At 62.6% G+C, this 20,665-nt stretch carries 18 protein-coding genes; 15 read left to right on the forward strand and 3 right to left on the reverse strand.

Annotated features, from left to right (window positions below; genetic code table 11):
• Window positions 1–9: 9 nt before the first annotated feature.
• Window positions 10–438 carry a TM2 domain-containing protein gene (locus tag ABWW33_RS07500; RefSeq protein ID WP_353400533.1) on the reverse strand — a complete coding sequence of 143 codons (429 nt, stop codon included), beginning with the start codon at window positions 436–438 and terminating at the stop codon, window positions 10–12.
• A 220-nt stretch (window positions 439–658) separates the two neighbouring features.
• Here ABWW33_RS07500 and rpsP point away from each other — a divergent pair, with 220 nt between their 5' ends.
• The 13 genes from rpsP to ABWW33_RS07565 all read left to right on the forward strand — a co-directional run bounded on the left by rpsP (window position 659) and on the right by ABWW33_RS07565 (window position 14,361).
• A complete protein-coding gene (gene rpsP, locus ABWW33_RS07505) occupies window positions 659–904 on the forward strand; it encodes a 30S ribosomal protein S16 (protein ID WP_008446017.1) in 246 nt (81 codons plus the stop codon).
• A 14-nt stretch (window positions 905–918) separates the two neighbouring features.
• Window positions 919–1,479: a ribosome maturation factor RimM gene (gene rimM / locus ABWW33_RS07510; protein WP_353400536.1), complete on the forward strand. Its 561-nt coding sequence runs from the start codon at window positions 919–921 to the stop codon at window positions 1,477–1,479.
• 32 nt (window positions 1,480–1,511) lie between these two features.
• Window positions 1,512–2,258, forward strand: coding sequence for a tRNA (guanosine(37)-N1)-methyltransferase TrmD (gene trmD / locus ABWW33_RS07515; RefSeq protein WP_353400538.1), 747 nt, complete (start codon window positions 1,512–1,514; stop codon window positions 2,256–2,258).
• A gap of 87 nt (window positions 2,259–2,345) precedes the next feature.
• Window positions 2,346–2,732 carry a 50S ribosomal protein L19 gene (rplS, locus tag ABWW33_RS07520; protein ID WP_353400541.1) on the forward strand — a complete coding sequence of 129 codons (387 nt, stop codon included), beginning with the start codon at window positions 2,346–2,348 and terminating at the stop codon, window positions 2,730–2,732.
• A gap of 79 nt (window positions 2,733–2,811) precedes the next feature.
• Window positions 2,812–3,465: a CoA pyrophosphatase gene (locus ABWW33_RS07525; protein ID WP_353400543.1), complete on the forward strand. Its 654-nt coding sequence runs from the start codon at window positions 2,812–2,814 to the stop codon at window positions 3,463–3,465.
• Window positions 3,466–3,520: 55 nt separating this feature from the next.
• Window positions 3,521–4,489: a CobD/CbiB family protein gene (locus ABWW33_RS07530; RefSeq protein WP_176654978.1), complete on the forward strand. Its 969-nt coding sequence runs from the start codon at window positions 3,521–3,523 to the stop codon at window positions 4,487–4,489.
• A gap of 224 nt (window positions 4,490–4,713) precedes the next feature.
• Window positions 4,714–5,049: a DUF3579 domain-containing protein gene (locus ABWW33_RS07535; RefSeq protein WP_176654979.1), complete on the forward strand. Its 336-nt coding sequence runs from the start codon at window positions 4,714–4,716 to the stop codon at window positions 5,047–5,049.
• Between the two features lie 83 nt (window positions 5,050–5,132).
• Window positions 5,133–7,889, forward strand: coding sequence for a M16 family metallopeptidase (locus ABWW33_RS07540; protein WP_353400546.1), 2,757 nt, complete (start codon window positions 5,133–5,135; stop codon window positions 7,887–7,889).
• Between the two features lie 16 nt (window positions 7,890–7,905).
• Window positions 7,906–8,181 (forward strand): acylphosphatase, encoded by a 276-nt coding sequence (locus ABWW33_RS07545; RefSeq protein WP_176654981.1) that lies wholly within the window; start codon window positions 7,906–7,908, stop codon window positions 8,179–8,181.
• Between the two features lie 679 nt (window positions 8,182–8,860).
• Entirely contained in the window at window positions 8,861–11,803 is a 2,943-nt protein-coding gene (locus ABWW33_RS07550) for a TonB-dependent receptor (protein WP_353400549.1), read from the forward strand.
• A 142-nt stretch (window positions 11,804–11,945) separates the two neighbouring features.
• Window positions 11,946–12,959 carry a cupin-like domain-containing protein gene (locus tag ABWW33_RS07555; protein WP_176654983.1) on the forward strand — a complete coding sequence of 338 codons (1,014 nt, stop codon included), beginning with the start codon at window positions 11,946–11,948 and terminating at the stop codon, window positions 12,957–12,959.
• Between the two features lie 42 nt (window positions 12,960–13,001).
• Complete coding sequence (locus ABWW33_RS07560; protein WP_176654984.1) at window positions 13,002–13,466, forward strand: Rrf2 family transcriptional regulator; 465 nt, start codon at window positions 13,002–13,004, stop codon at window positions 13,464–13,466.
• A complete protein-coding gene (locus ABWW33_RS07565; RefSeq protein ID WP_353400552.1) occupies window positions 13,441–14,361 on the forward strand; it encodes an NAD(P)/FAD-dependent oxidoreductase in 921 nt (306 codons plus the stop codon). Before ABWW33_RS07560 ends, ABWW33_RS07565 begins: the two co-directional genes overlap by 26 nt.
• A 10-nt stretch (window positions 14,362–14,371) precedes the next feature.
• Here the strand turns inward: ABWW33_RS07565 and ABWW33_RS07570 are convergent, their stop codons facing one another.
• Together ABWW33_RS07570 and ABWW33_RS07575 are read right to left on the reverse strand one after the other, a co-directional pair.
• Window positions 14,372–15,343, reverse strand: coding sequence for a cupin-like domain-containing protein (locus ABWW33_RS07570; protein WP_353400555.1), 972 nt, complete (start codon window positions 15,341–15,343; stop codon window positions 14,372–14,374).
• An 82-nt stretch (window positions 15,344–15,425) separates the two neighbouring features.
• Entirely contained in the window at window positions 15,426–18,194 is a 2,769-nt protein-coding gene (locus ABWW33_RS07575) for a TonB-dependent receptor (RefSeq protein ID WP_353400558.1), read from the reverse strand.
• Between the two features lie 396 nt (window positions 18,195–18,590).
• Here ABWW33_RS07575 and ABWW33_RS07580 point away from each other — a divergent pair, with 396 nt between their 5' ends.
• Both ABWW33_RS07580 and ABWW33_RS07585 read left to right on the forward strand, forming a co-directional pair.
• Window positions 18,591–19,331, forward strand: a complete 741-nt coding sequence (locus ABWW33_RS07580; RefSeq protein ID WP_176654987.1) for a GntR family transcriptional regulator — start codon at window positions 18,591–18,593, stop codon at window positions 19,329–19,331.
• Window positions 19,332–19,343: 12 nt separating this feature from the next.
• The gene (locus ABWW33_RS07585) at window positions 19,344–20,639 is read left to right on the forward strand and encodes a glycoside hydrolase family 18 protein (protein WP_353400561.1); all 1,296 of its coding nucleotides are present in this window, start codon (window positions 19,344–19,346) and stop codon (window positions 20,637–20,639) included.
• Window positions 20,640–20,665: the final 26 nt, after the last annotated feature.

Here is a 20,665-nt window from a genome sequence, read left to right on the forward strand (position 1 = left end):
TTCTCCTTGTTAACCGTAGGAACCACCAGTGTACAACAAGTCAAATAAGCGGGAAATCGTGGCGATCAGGCTGCCGGCGCCCACCATCATGGCCGCCACCAGCACCACGGCCAGCGGCCAGTTGGTGTCCGATTGCTTGCCGGAGCCGGGGTTGAAGCGGGCGTCCCACTTTTCATCGGACATCAAGCCCAGCACCAGCGCCTCGAGGAAGCCGACCAGGCCGGACACCATCAGCGGCAGCAGCTTGTAGAAGCCGTCGGCATCCGGCGCCGCCAGCGAGACCAGCGCGCAGGCCGGCAGGGCGGCCAGGTGCGCCCACAGCCACGGGTCGCGCAGGCCGCGCAAATACAGGCGCTGCAGGCCCAGACCGCCGAACAGGAAGGCCAGCAGCGCGGCCAACGTCTTGTTTTTGTGGGATGTGTGGTGCAAAACAGTCATGGTTGTCGCTTAAATAGCCGGAAAACATGCAGTATCGGTCATAATACGGCCCCCGGCAGACCTTTTTTATGGTCAGGGCTATTGCCCCGCACGCCGGTTCGGGGGATAATCTTCGATTACCCCAACATTGCCCGATTATTTCATTAACGCTTGCTGCTTCGCGGCAAAGCGCGCTATAATTTGCGGCTTTTTCCGTCCTAGCACACTTTTTGGAAATATTATGGTCGTTATTCGTTTAGCTCGTGGAGGCGCCAAGAAGCGTCCGTTCTTCAACATCGTTGCAACCGACTCGCGCAATCGTCGCGATGGCCGTTTCATCGAGCGCATCGGTTTCTACAACCCGATGGCATCCGGTGGCGAAGTGCCACTGCGCATTACCGCTGACCGTCTGGCTCACTGGCAATCCGTTGGCGCCCAACTGTCGCCGACCGTTGCTCGCCTGGTAGCTTCGAACAAAGCTGCTTAAGTCTGGTTGCTGGTTTGACCGATAAGAATGCATCCGGGGTGCAAGTCCCCGACGATCTGGCACAGGTAGGCTTTGTCTTCGGTGCTTACGGCGTTGCTGGCTGGGTCAGGATTCGTCCTTTCTCGGAAGATGCGGATGCACTCCTGCAGGTGAAAACCTGGTGGATCGACAAGCCGAACCTGCACGATGTCGATGTCAAGCAGTGCAAGCTGCATGGTGGCGACGTGGTCGCGCAACTGGTGGGAGTGACCGACCGGAATGTCGCGGAAGCGCTGAAGGGCGCAGCCGTGTCGATACCGAAGAGTCGTTTCCCGGTGTTGTCCGACGACGAGTTTTACTGGACCGAGTTGATCGGTCTGGAAGTAGAGAATTTGCAAGGTGAGCACCTCGGTACGGTGACTGACATGATGAGCAACGGTCCGCAGTCGATCTTGCGCATTACGCCAGCCGCAACGCCCGAAGCTGATCCAGAGGCAGCGGCGCAGGAGCGCCTGATTCCATTTGTGGACGCGTTTGTCATCAAGGTGGACAAGGCCGCAAAGAAGATCACCGTCGACTGGGGCCTTGATTACTAGTTTTATTAGCGCAACATTGAGGGCGGCCCGCCATGCAATTTGATGTCGTGACCCTGTTCCCGGAAATGTTCGCCGCACTGACGCAGTCGGGCGTGACCCGGCGCGCGTTTGAACAGAATAAATGTGGCTTGTCGTTGTGGAATCCGCGTGATTTCACCACCGACAATCACCGCACCGTGGATGACCGCCCGTACGGCGGCGGTCCCGGCATGGTGATGCTGGCCAAACCCCTGGAAGCGACGCTCAACGCGGCGAAGCAGCGCCAGACCGATGCCGGTCTGCCCGCGCCCCGCGTGGTGTTCATGTCGCCCCAGGGCAAGCAGTTGACGCACGAGCGCGTGATGCAGCTGAAGCAGGAACCCGGTCTGGTGATCCTGTGCGGCCGCTACGAGGCGGTGGACCAGCGTTTGCTGGACCGCTGCATCGACGAGGAAATCAGCCTCGGCGATTTCGTGCTGTCCGGCGGCGAGCTGCCGGCGATGGCCTTGATGGATGCCGTGATCCGCCAGATTCCCGGCGTGCTGAACACGGATGCCTCGGCGATCGAAGACAGCTTCGTCAACGGCCTGCTGGATTCGCCGCACTACACGCGGCCGGAAACGTATGAAGGTGTGGGCGTGCCGCCGGTGCTGATGGGCGGCAACCACGCAGAGATCGAGAAATGGCGCCGCCAGCGCATGCTGGAAGCGACCGCGCGCAAGCGCCCCGATTTGCTTGTCAAAGCGCGTGAGGCAGGACTGCTCACCAAGCTCGACGAGCGATTTTTGGCAGGCTTATAAACCTGCTTGTTTAACCCCCATCCTCTACTGGGCGAGTTTTTTTAAAACTCATTGCGCGCCAGCATGATGGTTTATGGAGTCATAAAAATGAATCTGATTCAACAACTCGAGCAAGAAGAAATCGCTCGCCTGGGCAAGAGCATCCCTGACTTTGCCCCTGGCGATACCGTGATCGTCAACGTTAACGTAGTCGAAGGCACCCGCAAGCGCGCCCAGGCATACGAAGGCGTCGTCATCTCCCGTCGCAACCGTGGCCTGAACTCGAACTTCATCGTTCGCAAGATCTCGTCCGGCGAAGGCGTTGAGCGTACCTTCCAGCTGTACTCCCCGCTGATCGCTTCGATCGAAGTGAAACGCCGCGGTGACGTACGTCGCGCTAAACTGTACTACCTGCGTGATCGTTCCGGTAAATCGGCACGTATCAAGGAAAAACTGCCAAACCGTCGCCCAGCGGCGAAAGCAACCGCAGCTTAATAGCCGCGTTTGTGTTTGGATGGAAGAGGCGCCGCTGGCGCCTTTTCTTTTATCTGGAGGTAGCAAGTTGGCCAAGCTTATGTTCGACCCACAACAATTGCCGATCGAGTCGATCGCCGGCGAAGCCGCCGTCGCGCCGGAGCGCCTGACGCCCGCGTGGCTGCGCGGCCGTTTCGCCGAGCATCCGCTGTGGACTCCGGAAACGGGCGAGCAGGCGTTGCCGGGCAGGGCGGAGCGCCCGCCGACCGCCGCCTCGGTGCTGATCCCGCTGGTGCCGCGCGAGGGCGGCCTGACCCTTCTGCTGACCCAGCGCACCGCGCACCTGACCGATCATGCCGGCCAGATCAGCTTTCCCGGCGGCCGCGCCGAGGACTACGACAGCAGCGCCATCGACACCGCGCTGCGCGAATCGGAAGAGGAGATCGGCCTGGCGCGCCGCCACGTCGACATCCTCGGCACCTTGCCCAAGTATCTGACCGGCACCGGTTATTGCGTCACGCCAGTGGTCGGCCTGGTCACGCCGCCGTTCGAGCTGGCGGCCGACCCGTCCGAGGTGGCGGAAATCTTCGAGGTGCCGCTGGCCTTCCTGATGGACGGCCTGAATCACCAGCGCCTGACGGTGGACTTGCCGGGCGGGCGCCGCACCTTCTACGCCATGCCGTACAACGACTATTACATCTGGGGCGCCACCGCCGGCATGCTGCGCAATCTGTTCCATTTCTTGCGTGCATAGTCACACTAAGCTATCGTAGCGGGCATCAAGGCACTGCCGACTTAAAGGACCATCAATGACTTTTCTTTCCATTCTATGCGCGCTGCTGATCGAGCAAATGAAACCGCTGCGTGCGGACAATCCGATCTACGCTGAAATCAAGCGGCTGGCGTTGCGGATGGAAACCTGGTTCAACGCCGGCCACCCGACCCACGGCCGCATGGGCTGGTTCCTGATGATGGCGATCCTGATGGTGCCGACCGCGCTGATTTACTGGGTCCTGAAGCATTACAACTGGTTCCTGGCGGCCTTTGCCTGGAACGTGCTGATCGTCTACCTGACGCTCGGCTTCCGTCATTACAGCCACTATTTCACCTCGATCCAGCTGGCGCTGAACGCCGGCGACGACGCCACCGCGCGCGCCCTGCTGGCCGAGTGGACCAGGCAGGATACGGTCGGCATGGAAACGTCCGAGATCGCCCGCATCGCCGTGGAAAAATCGCTGATCACCACCCACCGCAACGTGTTCGGCGTGTTCTTCTGGTTCCTGATGCCGCTGGGCCCGGCCTGCGCCGTCATGTACCGCGTGTCGGAACACCTGGCGCGCGCCTGGAACGAGCCTGAACACATGCGCAACGAGGCGTTCGGCCAGTTCGCCGCCCGCGCGTTCTATTGGATCGACTGGTTGCCGGTGCGCCTGACCGCCGTGGCGTTCGCCGTGGTCGGCAACTTCGAAGACGCTATCTACGCCTGGCGCAATTTCGCCCACCGCTGGTCCGACGAGGCGATCGGCATCATCCTGTCGGCGGGCGGCGGCGCAATGGGCGTGCGCCTGGGCACGCCGGCGGAAAATGCCGCCAAGGTGCTGCCGGTGGATGCCGCCACCGTCGATGCCGGCGACGAGGAGCCGGAGGTGCTGCCGGGCGAGGAGCCCAATGTCCGTGCGCTGCAAAGCACGGTCGGCCTGGTGTGGCGCGCGCTGCTGCTGTGGATGATGTTGTTATTGCTGTTGTCGGGCGCCGTGTGGCTCGGAGCGACCCCCTAAGCGAGTACAATAGCGGCATTGCTGTGGTGCGGTAAGATGATTTTTCTGCACCAAAGTGGCGTAGTGCGCAGGAAAATGGATTGAAATCAATGGCTTACGTATTCAGGTCTTCTATAAGATATAATACGTAAGATTCTTACAGAATGATATCCGCCCGAGGCAACCCGTCGGGGTCTTCCACGCATTCTTGTTACCAACAAGTATCTACTCATAAGCAGCCGCCTATGGCAGAGTCAGTTCAAAAACCGGTAGAACAGCAGGACTCGTTCTTCATCCTTGGCCAAACCAGCGATGGCAGGCAGTTCCGTCCCAGTGACTGGGCTGAGCGCCTGTGCGGCGTGATGGCCTGCTTCAAGCCGGAAGGCTATGGCGGCGGCCGCGACTCCCACCTGCAGTTCTCTCCTTACGTCACGCCGACGGTCGTCAACGGCGTCAAGTCGGTGGTGGTCAACGGCAAGCTGCGCGCGCTGGAACCGCTGGCTTACCACTTCGTCATTTCCTTCGCCAAGGACAACGACCTGCAGATGGTCGACGCCTGCATCCTGCCCGAAAAAAACTGAAATTAAAATTTGCTTAAGCGTCTACCCACGATGGCGGGGTAGGGCGTATGCTGCCTGTTCTTCAGTTTTTTTCGCGAGGGACCATGAACAACAGCCGTCTGAAACAAGCCGCCGCCGCCAGCCTGATGCTGTGCGGCCTGTCCTTCATCGCCACCGGCAGCGCCTGGGCGCAGGCCTTGCCGGCCGGCGTGGTCAAGGGACCTTCCGTCGAAGGCATCACCGAATACCGGCTGCCGAACGGATTGAAGGTGCTGCTGTTTCCGGATGCGTCCAAGCCGACGGTGACGGTCAACGTCACCTACCTGGTCGGCTCGCGGCACGAGAACTACGGCGAGACCGGCATGGCCCACCTGCTGGAGCACATGATGTTCAAGGGCGCGCCCAAGAACCGCAGCATCCCTCAGGAATTCTCCAACCGCGGCATGGAATTCAACGGCACCACGTCCTACGACCGCACCAACTACTACGAAGTGTTCCAGGCCAGCCAGGACAACCTGAAATGGGCGCTGGACATGGAGGCGGACCGCATGGTCCATTCCTTCATCGCGCGCAAGGACCTCGATTCCGAGATGACCGTGGTGCGCAACGAATACGAGAGCGGCGAGAACGATCCCTTCTCGGTGCTGATGAAGCGCATGCAGAGCGTGGCCTACGACTGGCATGCGTACGGCCGCTCCACCATCGGCAACCGCAGCGACATCGAGAACGTGCGCATCGAGAACCTGCAGGCCTTCTACCGCACCTACTACCAGCCGGACAACGCGGTGCTGCTGGTGGCCGGCAAATTCGACCCGGCGCAGACGCTGACATGGATCTCCAAATCGTTCGGTGTGATCCCGAAACCCAAGCGCAGCCTGCCGCCGTTCTGGACGGTCGAGCCGACGCAGGACGGCGAACGCAGCTTCGTGGTGCGCCGCAAGGGCGACATGCAGCTGATCGCGCTGGGCTACAAGATTCCGTCGGCGCTGCAGCAGGACAGCGATGCGCTGAGCTTCATGTCCGAGATCCTGGGCGATACGCCGACCGGCCGCCTGCACAAGGCGCTGGTGGAAACCGGCAAGGCGGCGCAGGTGTTCAGCTTTGGCCAGACCGGCTATGCGCCCGGCCTGCAGTTCATCGGCGCGGTGGTGAAGGCGGGCGAGCCGCTGGAGCCGGTGCGCGATGCGCTGATCGCGACGGTCGAAGGCTTCGCGCAGACGCCGCCGACCGCCGAAGAGATGGAGCGGGCGCGCCGCAACTTCGCCAACGGCATCGAGAAGTCGCTGAACGATCCGCAGAAGGTCGGCGTGAGCCTGTCCGAAGAGATCGCGCTGGGCGACTGGCGCCTGCTGTTCGAGGGCCGCGACAAGCTGCCGAGCATCACGCCGGAGCAGGTGGCCGCCGCGGCCGGGCGCTATCTGAAGCGCGACAACCGCGTGGTTGGCAGCTTCGTGCCGGAAGACGCGCCGCTGCGCGCCGAGATTCCGCCGGCGCCGACGGTGGCCGAGGTGATGAAGGACTTCAAGGGCAAGGACAGCGTGCTGACGTCGGAAGTGTTCGACCCGAGCCAGGCCAACATCAACGCCCGCACCGAGGTCAAGACCATCGGCGGCCTGAAGGTGGCGCTGCTGACCAAGAAGAATCGCGGCGAGGCCGTGTCGGTGGACATGCAGCTGCACTGGGGCGACGAGAAGAACCTGTTCAACACGACCATCGTCTCGACGGCCGCCAATGAGATGCTGATGCGCGGCACCAGCAAGTACAGCCGCGAGCAGCTGGCCGACGCCTTCGCCAAGCTGAAGATATCCGGCAGCCTGTATCGCTTCGACACCACCGGGCCGAACCTGGACGCCGCGTTGCGGCTGGTGGCGCATGTGCTGAAGGACGCCAGCTTCCCGGCGGCGGAATTCGAACAGCTGCGCCAGCAATGGCTGGTGGGCATAGAAGCGTCGCGCAACGAGCCGCAGTCGCTGGCGCGCACCGAGGTCGACCTGTACTTCAACCATTATCCGAAGGGCGACGTGCGCGCGCCGATGACGGTGGACGAGCAGCTGGCCGCCGTCAAGGCGCTGAAGCTGGAAGACGTGATCGCCTTCCATCGTAATTACTACGGCGCCAATCACGGCGAGCTGGCCATCGTCGGCGATTTCGACAAGGCCGCGATCAGCAAGACCATAGAGGAAAGCTTCGCCGGCTGGGACAGCAAGGTGGCTTACGCGCCGGTGAAGAGCACCAATGAGGACAAGGCGCCGCTGCACAAGAGCATCAACGCGCCGGACAAGGAAAACGGCTTCTACACGGCGCGTCTGAACCTCGACCTGAACATCGACGATCCGGACTATCCGCTGCTGGACCTGGCCAACTTCATCTTCGGTGACGGTGGCTTGAAATCGCGCCTGATGGACCGTATCCGCCAGAAGGATGGCTTGTCATACGGCGGCGGCACCGGCCTGCAGCCGGGCGAGATCGACCGCGCCGGCAGCTTCGGCATCGACGCCATCGCCGCGCCGCAGAACCTGCAGAAACTGGAAGCGGCGATCAGGCAGGAACTGGAGCGCGCGGTGAAGGACGGCTTCACCGCCGCCGAACTGGCGGGCGCCAAGTCCGGCCTGCTGCAGCAGCGCGTGCAGAACCGCTCGAAGGACAACGTGCTGGCCGCCGGCTGGACGCGCAACCTGTATCTGGGCCGCACCTACAGCTGGAGCAAGGACTACGAGGACAAGCTGAAGGCGGCGACGCTGGCGCAAGTCAACGCGGCCTTCCGCAAGGCCGTCGATCCGGCCAAGCTGAGCGTGGTGGTGGCGGGCGACGAAGCCAAGGCCAGGGCTGGCGCCGCGACGGCGCCGGCGAAGAAGCCGTAAAGGCTGTGGAGGTATCGTGATCCGACTGCTGATTGAAGGACGGGTGCAAGGCGTCGGCTACCGCGCCGCCTTCGCCAAGAAGGCGGCCGCGCTGGGCCTGGGCGGCTGGGTGCGCAATCGCCGGGATGGCTCGGTGGAGGCGGGCGTGGACGGCGATGCGCAGGCGGTCGATGCCCTCGTCGGTTGGGCCAGGCGCGGTCCGCCCGCCGCCTTCGTATCGAATGTCGTGGTCGAAGATGTCGCGGGCCAGGCGTCGGCGGACGGCGCCTTCAAGATCCTGCCGACGCTGTAAACTCCCCAGCCCCGGGAACGCAAGCAGCCCGAGCGATCAGAGTCGTGGCGGTAATGCCACACTTTGCAAGTTTGCTTCCGGGGCACTCCCATTCTTCCACCCGAGTCCGGCTCCTGTGCAGCCGCGACGATAGCGTTATTTTTCCGTCATCAAGTGGATACCTTATTGGTAGCAAATGGTAGCGTATAACAATTGAAATATATTTTTGATTGACAATGACTTTTTAACCCTCTTACACTGAATTGATCGCGGCGCCTTTAGAAGGCAGCAGGCGAAAAAAAACAATAAACCGCAGTAATGCGCCGGAGGAGACAAGCATGTTGGACAGTCAAAAAACAACCAAGACTAGCGCCTTGAAAACGTTAGTCATTTTTAATTTCACATTAAAATGGTTGCGCAATCATTTGCATTAGGCCCTGTCGCGCCGGGTTCCCAACCCTCCCCAGCCCCAATCACCCCTTTCGTCCAACCGTTTTCCGGGTTTTGCACAGTTCCCCGGCGGTCAGTTCGACCTTTTATGAAAACGTTTTCATATTCGGCCGTAAAGAGTTTTTTGTAGTGCCACAAGACACTGTTGCAAGACGCGTAACGGTGTTGATTATTCAAACGAGGAAAGAGAAGAGACATGCGACATCATCACAAAGCTAACAAGTTCCATCCCAACACCAAGCAGCGCTTAATGAGCCTGGCAGTTGCCAGCGCCTGCGCCGGCCTGGTTGCTCCGGTATATGCCCAGGAAGCAGCCACCTCGGCCGCAACCCCGGCAGACAGTTCAACCACCGTCGTCGTCACCGGCCTGCGCGCCAGCATGCAGTCCACGCTGAACCTGAAGCGCAACGCCGACGGCATCGTCGACGGCATCGTCGCTTCGGACATCGGCAAATTCCCGGACACCAACCTGGCCGAGTCGCTGCAGCGCATTTCCGGCGTGTCGATCGACCGCAGCAACGGCGAAGGACAGAAGGTCACCGTGCGCGGCCTCGGTCCCGATTTCAACCTGGTGCTGTTGAACGGCCGCCAGATGCCGACCACCGACCTGAGCGACCTGTCCGGCCGCTCGTTCGACTTCTCCAACCTGGCGTCGGAAGCGATTTCCCAGCTGCAGGTCTACAAGACCGGCCGTGCCGACAGCCCGACCGGCGGCATCGGCGCGACCATCAACGTGATGACCGCGCGTCCGTTCGACAACCCTGGCATGCACTCGAGCATCGGCATCAAGGGCGTCGCCGATACCTCCAACAAGCACCTGCCGGGTTCGCTGCAGGGCTCCAGCGTGACGCCTGAAATCTCGGGCATCTACACCAACACCAGCGAAGACGGCCGTTTCGGCGTGGCGCTGAGCGGCAGCTACCAGGTGCGCGATTCGGGCTTCAACCGCGCCGGCCTGGCCAACGGCTACCAGGGGCCGTACCTGGGTTCGGACACCACCGCCGGCTCGACCCTGCCGCAGCCAGGCCAGCCGGGTTCGCAGAACATCACCAACCGTCCCGGTCCTACCGACCTGTATTCGATCCCGCAGAACTTCGGCTACGGCGTCAACGGCATCGAGCGCCAGCGCACCAATGGCCAGCTGGCCTTGCAGTTCCGTCCAGTCAAGGAGCTGACCACCACGCTGGACCTGACCTATTCGGAAAACAAGGTCCAGACCAAGCGTAACGAGTTGAGCGTCTGGTTCGGCCAAACGCCAACCTCGACCAGCACCTGGCCGGGCGGCCACGTGCAGTCGCCGCTGGTGTATTCGGAAGTCTATTCGACCCCGCAGGACATCTCGGTCATCGGCGGCGACTATGCCACCAAGACCAAGAACCAGTCGATCGGCTTCAACACCGTATGGAAGTACTCGCCGAAAGTGCGTCTGGAGTTCGATGCGCACCACTCGACCGCCGAATCCGGCGCGGACAGCCCGTTCGGTTCCGAGAACGACCTGGCCAACGCCAGCTTCAGCCGCGGCACCACCACCATCGATTTCACCCACAAGCTGCCGGTGCTGAGCATGCCTGCCGCCAACCTGACGGCGCAGCCGATCCAGGCGGCCGGCTCGTGGTTCCACAACAGCTATGAAAAATCGACGATCAACCAGGTGCAGGCGAGCGGCGCCATCCAGGTGTTCGAGGCATCGAGCGTCAACTTCGGCCTGGGCTTGACCGATTCGCAGAACCGTTCCACGTTCTCGAACGTGCAGAACAATACCTGGAGCGGCGCGACCAAGGCGTCGGACTATCCGGGCTCGCTGTTCCAGGCCAACAACCTGAGCGATTACTTCAACAAGATCCCGGGCGGCAATACGGCTGGCGCGTACAACACGCTGTACACCTTCGACTTCGCCGCCGTGCGCGCGGCCACGGCCAACGCCGTCGGCAACCAGGCAGCCTACCTGCCGAACTTCGCCACCGCCGACACCGATCGCCTGCTCAAGGAAAAATCGACGTCCGCCTACACCTCCTTCAACACCGATTGGGATACGGCCATCCCGTTCCATTCGTCGTTCGGCGTTCGCCTGGAGAAAACGGAAGTGACCTCGGTGGCGCAGGTGATGCCGGCGACGGCGCTGGTGTGGGTATCGCAGAATGAACTGCCGGTCACCTTTGCCGGCACCTCGATGTCGACCACGACCGCGTCGTACACCAACGTCCTGCCGAGCATCAACCTGGACTTCGATATCCGCAGCGACATGAAACTGCGCGCCAGCGCGGGCGAAACCATCGGCCGTCCACGCTACGACCAGCTGCAGGGCGGCCTGACCCTGGGTACCATCGCCAACACCTACAACGGCACCGCGTCGACCGGCAACCCTGCGTTGAAACCGGTCAAGTCGAAAAACCTGGACCTGTCCTGGGAATGGTACTACGACAAGGAAAGCCTGATGTCGCTGGGCCTGTTCCGCAAGGGGCTGGACAACTACGCCGGCCAGACTGTCGTCCCGCAACCGCTGTACAACCTGCACACCCCGGTCGGCGGCGCCTACTACAACGCGGCGCTGTCGCATGGCTGCACCGTGGCGGATACCAGCTGCATCCGCAACTACATCTTCAACAACTTCAACGGCCAGCCTGGCGTGCAGAAGACCGGCGTGAATGCCGACGGCAATATCGCCGGCAACATCACCGGCTTGCCGACCGATCCGCTGGAGAGCTTCCTTACCACCACGTACTCGAATCAGAAGTCGGCCAGCGTGAACGGCGCGGAACTGAACGTACAGCATATGTTCGGCCGCAGCGGTTTTGGCGTGCAGGCGAACTACACCTATGTGCACTCGCCGCTGAAGTACGACAACGCCAACGTCAACGACCAGTTCGCCATCCTGGGCCTGAGCAATTCCGCCAACCTGGTGGGTATCTACGAGGACAAGCAGTGGTCGGTGCGCCTGGCGTACAACTGGCGCGGCGAGTTCCTGGCGTCGACGGTCGACGGCGGCGGTCGCGCCGCTCCGGTCTATACCGACAAGTATGGCCAGGTGGACGTCAGCATCGGCTATACCCTCAACGAGAACTTGAGCTTCCAGCTTGAAGCGATCAACCTGGGCGACTCCATCCAGCGTCAGCATGGCCGTACCGAAATGTCGACCTTGAATGTCACGCAGGCAGGCCCACGCTACATGGTGGGTGCGCGCTACAAGTTCTAATCGGGTTATAACCTAGCGAAACAGGCCGTCTGCCCGGCAACGGGCGTAAGATGGCCTGTTTCATATCAAGCACTGTGAATTCCCATGCCCAAGGCTGTTTTACTGAACAATATAGATCACCAGGACCGAAAGAACCGCCTGAATGCCGCCCGCCATTAAACGCATCCGTGAAATCGAGGGCGTCGGTCCGCAGCAGCTGACGGACGAGATACTGACCTCGACCCAGCCCGTTGTCCTGCGCGGCCTGGCCGCTTCCTGGCCGATGGTCGGCGCGGCGCGGACTTCGGCACAGGCGGCCGACACTTACCTGCGCCGCTTCTACCGCGACGCCACCGTCAACGCCATGCACGGCGGCCCGGAGATAGAAGGGCGCTTTTTCTACAACGACGACGTCAGCGGATTCAATTTCAACACGGCGCGGGTGCGCTTCGACACGGTGCTCGACGCGCTGCGCGACCACCTGAACGACGACAAGCCTCCCGCGCTGTATGTCGGCTCGACCACGGTCGACACCTGCCTGCCGGGCTTCCGTGCGGAAAACGATATCGGCTTCGGCGCGCGCGATCCGCTGGCCAGCATCTGGGTCGGCAACCGCACGCGCATCCCGGCGCACTACGACTTGCCGGACAACCTGGCCTGCGTGGCCGCCGGCCGCCGCCGCTTCACGCTGTTCCCGCCCGCGCAGCTGGACAATCTGTATATCGGGCCGCTCGACTTTACGCCGGCGGGGCAGGCGATCAGCATGGTCGACTTTGCACGTCCCGATTTCGCGGCGTTTCCGCGATTCGCCACCGCGCTGGAGCATGCGCAGGTGGCCGAGCTGGAAGCCGGCGACGCGGTCTTCATTCCCAGCATGTGGTGGCACCATATCGAGGCGCTGGACAGTTTCAATGTGCTGGTCAACTACTGGTGGCGGCAGTCGCCGGGCTTCATGGACACGCCGATGAACGCACTGCTGCTGGCGCTGATGACGGTGCGCGATTTGCCGCCGGAGCAGAGGCAGGCCTGGAAGGAACTGTTTCGCCACTACGTGTTCGACAGCGATGGCGGCGAGGCCGGACATATTCCGCCGGCCGCGCGCGGGGTGCTGGCCCCGTTCGACCAGGACGCGGCGCGCAAGCTGCGCGCGCAACTGCTGAACATGATGCGACGATAGTGCCGCGTGCACGCTTTCCGATTATGTACTATCATTAGTTACATGAGACGAGACAGCAAACTATCTTCCATCCTGCACGTGCTGCTGCACATGGCGCACGCCGGGCGACCGTTCACTTCCGACGAGCTGGCGGGCTTCCTCGGCACCAACCCGGTGCTGGTGCGGCGCGTGCTGGCTGGGCTGCGCGAGCGCGGCTACGTCGGCTCCGGCAAGGGGCACGGCGGCGGCTGGAGCATCACCTGCGACCTGCGCAAGGTGACGCTGCGCGATATCTACGAGGCGGTCGGTTCGCCCACGGTGTTCGCGATGGGCAACCGCGATGAGAACCCTCAATGCCTGGTGGAGCGCGCCGTCAACGACGCGCTGGCCAGCGCCTTCGACGAAGCCGAGGCCTTGCTGATCGAACGTTTCAAGGACGTGACGCTTGCCGACCTGTCGGCCCGCTTCAACGACGGATACGCACATCACAAAGGAGCTTCCCATGCACATCCCCCATCCGACGACTGAGTTCGACGTCATCGTCATCGGCGGCAGCTACGCCGGCCTGTCCGCCGCCATGCCGCTGGCGCGCGCCCGCCGCCGCGTGCTGGTGATCGACGCTGGCCAGCGCCGCAACAGGTACGCCCGGCATTCGCATGGCTTTCTTGGCCAGGACGGCCGCGAAGCGGCGGCCATCGTCGCCGACGGCCGCGCGCAGCTGATGAAGTATCCGACCGTGCGCTGGCTGGAGGGCGCGGCGGAGCAGGCGGCGCGAACGGAGCACGGCTTTCGCGTCACGCTGAGCGACGGCAGCACGTTCCAGTCACTGAGGCTGGTGCTGGCCACCGGCGTGGTCGACGAGTTGCCACCTGTCGCCGGCCTGGCCGAGCGCTGGGGCAGCAGCGCCTTCCACTGCCCGTACTGCCATGGCTATGAATTGATGGAGGGCGCGATCGGCGTGCTGGCCACCGGTCCGATGTCGATCCATCACGCGCTGATGCTGCCGGACTGGGGGCGGGTGACGTTCTTCCTCAACGGCGCGTTCGAGCCGGACGAGGCGCAGCTGGCATCGCTGAAGGAGCGTGGTGTCGCGATAGAGCGCACGCAGGTCAAGGCCATCGGCGGCCATGCCGCCGTCGAACTCGAGGACGGTCGCACGCTGGAGATGGCGGGGCTGTTCGTGCTGACGCGCATCCACAGCGCCAGTCCGCTGGCCGAGCAGCTGGGCTGCGCGCTGGAGCAAGGCGCGATCGGATCGCACGTGCGCACCGATGCGATGAAGGCGGCCAGCGTGCCAGGCGTGTTTGTCTGCGGCGACGCGGCCCGCATGTTCGGCAATGTAGGAATGGCCGTGGCCGACGGCGGTATGGCCGGCGCGGCCGCGCACCAGTCGCTGATCTTCGGCCTGGACAAAGCCGCCTAGATGCGTTGTGTCAGGGGCGGCGCGGTGGGCGGGCGTTTTGCAGCACGCCCTGCTTGTGCTCCGCAATGTGGGCGCCCGGGTCTTGCTCCGGATCGAACACATAGTGCCGGAAGATCGCGCCCCATGCGGCGCGCACTTCCGGCGGCTGGTGCTTCATGGACTTCAGCGTGGCGACCAGCGCGTCGAACGTGGTGCCGGCGTCCGCTGCCGGCTGTTCGTTCTTCCACCAGTAGTTCACCATCATGTTCAGGACGCCGTTCGATTGCACGTGGTGCCACCACAGCGTCGGGATGTACAGCGCGTCGCCGGGCAGCAGGTCGGCCACCAGCGCGGCGTCCAGTGCCTGCCTGAAGCGCGGGTGCCTTGCGTAATCCGGATCGCGGAAATCGACCATGCTGATGGGCGTCGGCGTCGGCGCGAAATCCAGCGGGCCGATATACAGGTTGTCCACCTGCTCGGGTGGGAACAGCGTGAAGCGGCGCTCGCCGCTGACCACGCAAGCGAGGTTGTAGGATTCGTCGAAGTGCGCGGGCGTGGTGATGGTATTGCCCAGCCAGATGCGCGGACGCACCGACGGCGGCAGGGCGGGGGCGACATTCTCCAGCGCGAAGCGCGGCAGGCAGTCGTCGATCAGCGCGCTCTGCACCGCCACCGACGGTGGCGCGTCGAACTGCGAGTAGCGCGCCAGCTGTTCGATCACTTTCGATACCGGCACCTTGTTGCGGACGAAGTTGAAGCCTTCCATGTCCGGCTTGTAGAACAGGCGCCCGCGCTCGGACGGGGGCGTCATCACCGCGTCGACTTCGTGGCCGCTGTCGAAATCCATCAGATATTGGCACAGCGCTTCCGGCGACTGCCGCGCCTTGTGCACGGCCGGCCAGTGCTTGACGAAGCCGCGCAGGACGGCCGGGCGGTAGCTGCCGGCGACGTCGCTGAAGAAGCGGGCCGGATCCAGGTCGCGGTATTCGATAGGCTGGTTCATGAAACGTATGATCGCATAAAAAAACCCGCCAGGGCCGGGAGAGCCGTGGCGGGAACAGACTACACAATGAAACGGTTACGTTTTAGTACTTGATATGCAGACCAGCGTAGTACTGGGCGCCGTTGGCATAGAAGCGTGCCGGCTGGTCCTTGTTGAAGATGTAGTTCTTCAGGATCGGGTTGTTCATGTTCTGGCCACTGATCGTCAGCTGGATGTTCTTGCTGATGTTGTAGTTGAACGATGCGGACAACTGACCCGACGCATCCTGGTACAGCGGAGTGCCGCGGTCCTGGGCTGCCAGGAACGAGGAACGCCATGCGTAGCCGATACGTGCGTTGAACTTGTCGTTTTCGAAGTACACGCCGGCGTTGGCGGTGGTCTTCGAAGCGCCCAGCATGTCGCATGGATCGCCCGAGGTCGACGTCTGGATCGCAGGGCAGGCACCGAAGTCCAGGTGCGAATCAGCCAGCGTGCCGTTCACGTCAAAGCCGAAGCCCATGCCCAGCGGTACCTGTGCCGCCAGTTCCAGACCCTTGACCTTGGCGCCGACGTTGATCGGCGAGGTGATGGTGTAGTTGGCGAACACTGGCTTCTTCTGTTCCTGCGAAGCGCGGGTGTCGATGAAGTTGCCGGTGCTGGTGCCGTAGCCGACGTAGTCGTGGAGGTCCATGTAGAAGATACCTGCGGACAGCAGCGCGCGTGGTGCGAAGTACCATTGCAGGCTAGCGTCCAGGTTGTTCGACTTGACCGGTTTCAGTGCCGAGTTGCCGCCGTTGCCGGTGTGGGTTTCGTCGGTCAGGATCACCGCGCCGCCCAATGCGCCGTAGTCGGGACGGGTCATGGTGCGCGACAGGCCCAGACGAGCGACCACGTCGGAACGCAGGTCGAACTTCAGGTTCAGGCTAGGCAGCGGGATCGTGGTGTTGTTGTCGATCGCGGTCTTCTTGACGAAACCACCCCATGGATACGCTGGCAGCGTTTCGCCGGCTGGCTGGTTCGGCAGGATCTGGTAGCCGTTCGAGGTGCCTTCGGTGCGCACGACACGCACGCCGACGTTGCCGCTCCAGCCTTCGCCTTCCATTTCACCCTGGACGTAGAACGCCTTGGTGTTTTCCGTCAGGTCGAACATGTCCTGGTAGTAGGTGCGGCTGACATCGCGGTTCGAGTGCAGGTTGCCCCATGCGTTCAGGATCGCGGGATCGAGGATCCAGACGTTTTTAGGGAAGTCGCCGCCCAGGTCCTGGCCGAAATTGCCTGGATAGGTGGTGCCGTTCCAGGCCGGGTTGGTGCTGGTGCCGCCGACATCGGTGTTGGCCCAGTTAGGACCTTGCGCCACTTCGAAGTTGGAACGGGTGTGGTGGGTGCCACGGATACCGAACTTGACTTCGCGGAACACGCCGCTGTCCAGCTGGAAGGCCGCGTCGATCTGGCCATAGCTTTCCTTGTCGTCGGTGGTCGCAGGCGATACGCCGAAGACCCAGTCCAGCGGCGTGCCGGTGAACTTGGTCACGTCGATGCTCGGGAACTTGACGGTCGCCGGGCTGCCCAGGCCGTTCAGCGTGTAGCTGGCGCCGGAGTTGTTGACGTCACCTTCGAACACGCCCTGGCTCGGGGTTACGCCCTTGCCCTTGGTGGCGCCGGCCTTGGCGGTCAGTACCAGCTTGTCGGTAACGCGCCATTTGCCGTCCAGGTCGAGGAACTCGGTCTGTGCGTAAGCGCCTTCGCGGACGATGTCGTCGACGATACCGTAGCGCAGTGGTGCGGCGGCGGTGCCCTTGTTGGCGAACGATGCCGACACCAGCGTGCCGTTGCGGACCACGTAGCCTGGATCAGGCGCGACGCCCGAACCCAGCATGCCCGAACCGTTCATGTCGGTCATGTAGTTGGTGTTGTAGTTCGATGCGTCCATCTTCGAGCGGAAGTAGGTCGCTTCCAGGCTGAAGTCGCGGCTAGGCTTGAATTGCACGTCGAGCAGGCCGCCCTTGCGCTTGCGCTCCTGCTGGAACAGCGAGGAACCGATCAGGCGCGGGAACCAGACGTTGGCCAGGTCAGGATTGGTCTTGACGGCGGCGTTGGTCGGCGACACCTGGGTCCACTGCAGCAGTTCCTGGCCGTCGCGGCGCAGGCTGCGCTTCTCGGAGAAGCCCTGTGCCATGAAGCCGATGGTGCCTGCTTCGTTTTTCCAGTTGATCAACGCGCTTACTTGCGGATCGGTTTTTTCAGCCAGCGTCGAATAGACCGCCTGCACGTTGGCTTCCATCGACAGCGGGGCCTTGAAGTCCAGCGGGTGGCGGGTGCGGATGTCGATCGAGCCGCTCGAGCCGCCTTCGATCTGGTCGGCGGTCGGTGCTTTGTAAACCACGACCTGGCCGACGATTTCCGACGGCAGCAGCGAGTACGAAGCCGAACGGCCGACGGCGCCGCCCACCTGGTCCAGCACGAACCAGTCGCCCGACGATACGGCGTGGCCGTTGATCAGGGTCTGGGTCAGCGAAGGTGCGGTGCCGCGCATGGAGACGCGGTCGTTTTCGTCGAAGCCGCCCGAGCCAGCGCCCGAGGTGGAGATGTTCACGCCTGGGACGCGCTGCAGCGAGTCAGCGACGTTCTTGTCCGGCATCTTGCCGACGTCTTCGGCGGTGATCACGTCGACGTTGCTCGACGCATTGCGCTTGACCGACAGCGATTGCTGCAGCGAGCCGCGGATGCCGCTCACGATCACCACTTCCGGCTCTTTCTCGGTTGCGGCTTGTTGTGCCTGAGCGGTCATCGAAACGCTCAGCGCCAGGATGGCAGCCGCGGTCGCGATAGGCGTCAGTTTGGACATTTTCGTGTTGTTAGTATTGTGATACATGTTCCCTCCCGTTGATGAAGGCTCCGCCGAGCCCACTGATTGTTGATGTGTAATTCTTTTCACTTCTTTTCAAAACCACCTACAAAACCAATCCAACGCCAATATACCCGTGTTTTAATACCAGATCACTACCACTTTAAAATTCTTTTTTGTTTGTTGTATAAGGCATACACACTCCATGCTGTAGAGCAATGTAATACCGGCTGGGTGGTGGTATGGTGCGCGTCTGTGACGATATACAACAGGCAAGAACCCTGTAGCTATAAGGGTTCCTGCCAAACTGCGCAAAATATTTGCAAGATGGGCTGGCAATGCTGGATGACTTGTGGTCTTTTTTTGGTATTATCGTCCGACAACTACGGAGAGGATGTCTTCATCGTTATGGAACGCGATCATATGGCCCCACTGGTACACATCCGGCAGCACCTCAATGAGACCAGTAACCTACCCCTCTACCAGCGCCTGCAGCGGGCCCTGCGCTCGGCCATCGAACAGCATCTGCTCAAGCCGGAGGACGCCTTGCCGGCCGAACGCCAGCTGGCGGCCGACCTGGAGATCTCCCGCATCACGGTGCGCAAGGCGATCGACGGCCTGGTCGGCGAGGGCGTGCTGGTGCGGCGGCCCGGCTCCGGCAATTTCATCAACACGCGCATCGAGAAGAACTTCGCCAAGCTGACGTCGTTTTCCGAGGACATGCGGGCGCGTGGGCGAACCCCGCGCAGCGTGTGGCTGAAGCGTTCCGAGGGCACCGTCACGCCGGACGAGGCGATGCGGCTGCGGCTCAGTCCCGGCGCGGCGGTCTACCGTTTCAACCGCATGCGCTATGCGGACGACGTGCCGATGTGCCTGGAGTACGCGACCATCGTGGCGTCCTGCCTGCCGTCGCTGGACGCGGTGGACGTGTCCATGTACGACGCGCTGGAAAAGGCCGGCAACCGTCCGGTGCGTGCCTTGCAGCGCCTCTCCGCGTTGCTGCTCAATGCCGAGCAGGCCATGCTGCTGCAGGCGAAGGAGGGCGATGCCGGCCTTTCCGTCGAGCGGCTGGGTTTTTTGCGCGATGGCCGCGCGGTGGAGTTTTGCCGCTCCTACTTCCGCGGCGATATGTATGACTTTGTGGCTGAACTGAACGCCACCTGACCTTAGGGAATTATGAATACTCGTTTAACTCGATGGGCCCTGGTGTCGGCGCTTGCCTGCGCCTTCAGCCTGCCCGCCGCCGCAGCAGGAGCAGCGCCTGAAGTGGTTGGCTACTATCCCGGCTGGAAATCTGCCGATTTCCCCGTCACCGCCGCCAACGTCGATGCCGGCAAGCTGACGATGGCGCTGTACGCCTTCGTCGACGTCTGCTGGAACGGCAAGCATGGCAACCCGGAACCTTCGGTGAATTACGTCGCGCCGTGCCAGGGAGCCAATGGCACGCTGGCGTTCCGCGATGATGCGGCCGACGGCGCCAACCTGCGCGCGCTGGTGGCGCTGAAGAAGCGCAACCCGAAATTCAAGGTGGTGGTGTCGGTGGGCGGTTGGGATTGGTCGAACCAGTTTTCCAACATGGCCGATTCGGCAGCGGCGCGGGCCAGCTTCGTGGCGTCGTCGGTGCGGCTGATGCGCCGCTTCGGGCTCGATGGCGTGGACATCGACTGGGAGTATCCGACCGAGGCTGGCGTGCCTTGCGTGGCGGGCGCGGTGTGCGCGCGGCCGGCCGACAAGCAGAACTTCATCGTGTTGGCGCGCGAGCTGCGCGCGGCGTTCGACAGCGCCGGCAAGAAGGACCGCAAGCATTACAGCGTCACCATCGCCGCCGGCGGCAACGCCAACTACATCAATGAAAACGGCGGCGGCAGCGCGTGGATCAAGGAGCTGTCGCGGAGCCTGGACTGGATCAACATCATGACCTACGACTTTCACATGCCGTGGGAGAAAAACAGCGGCCATCATGCGGCGTTGTCGGCCGACGCCAGGGATCCGGTGACGGCCAGCGGATTCTATTCCGCCGCTTCGGTGCAGCGCTACCTGCAGGCCGGCGTGGCGGCGGACAAGCTGGTGCTGGGCGTGCCGTTCTATGGCTACGGCTGGAAGGGTTGCGCAGCGGGCGCCGATGGCGACGGCCAGTACCAGACTTGCGACGGCGGCGCGACGGGCGGCACCAACGGCGGCAACTCGTATGGCTTCAGCCATCTGCTGAAGCAAGGCGTGATTACGCTGGCGGCGGATGGCTCCACGGCGGGCGGCAAGGGCTACCAGCGATACTGGAATGCGTCGGCCAAGGTGCCGTACCTGTACAACCCGGCGGAGCAGGTCTGGATCACGTACGAAGATCCGGCGTCGCTGAAGGAGAAGGCCGGCTACATCAAGGCGCAGGGGCTGCGGGGGGCGATGTTCTGGGAGCTCAGTGGCGACGGCGGGCACCAGATGCTGGATGCCCTGTCGGCCGCGATGCGGCCCTGATGTAAAAAGCCGGCTTGCGCCGGCTT

Origin of the sequence: Duganella hordei, assembly GCF_040369125.1 — a bacterium.
Taxonomy (GTDB): domain Bacteria; phylum Pseudomonadota; class Gammaproteobacteria; order Burkholderiales; family Burkholderiaceae_D; genus Rugamonas; species Rugamonas hordei.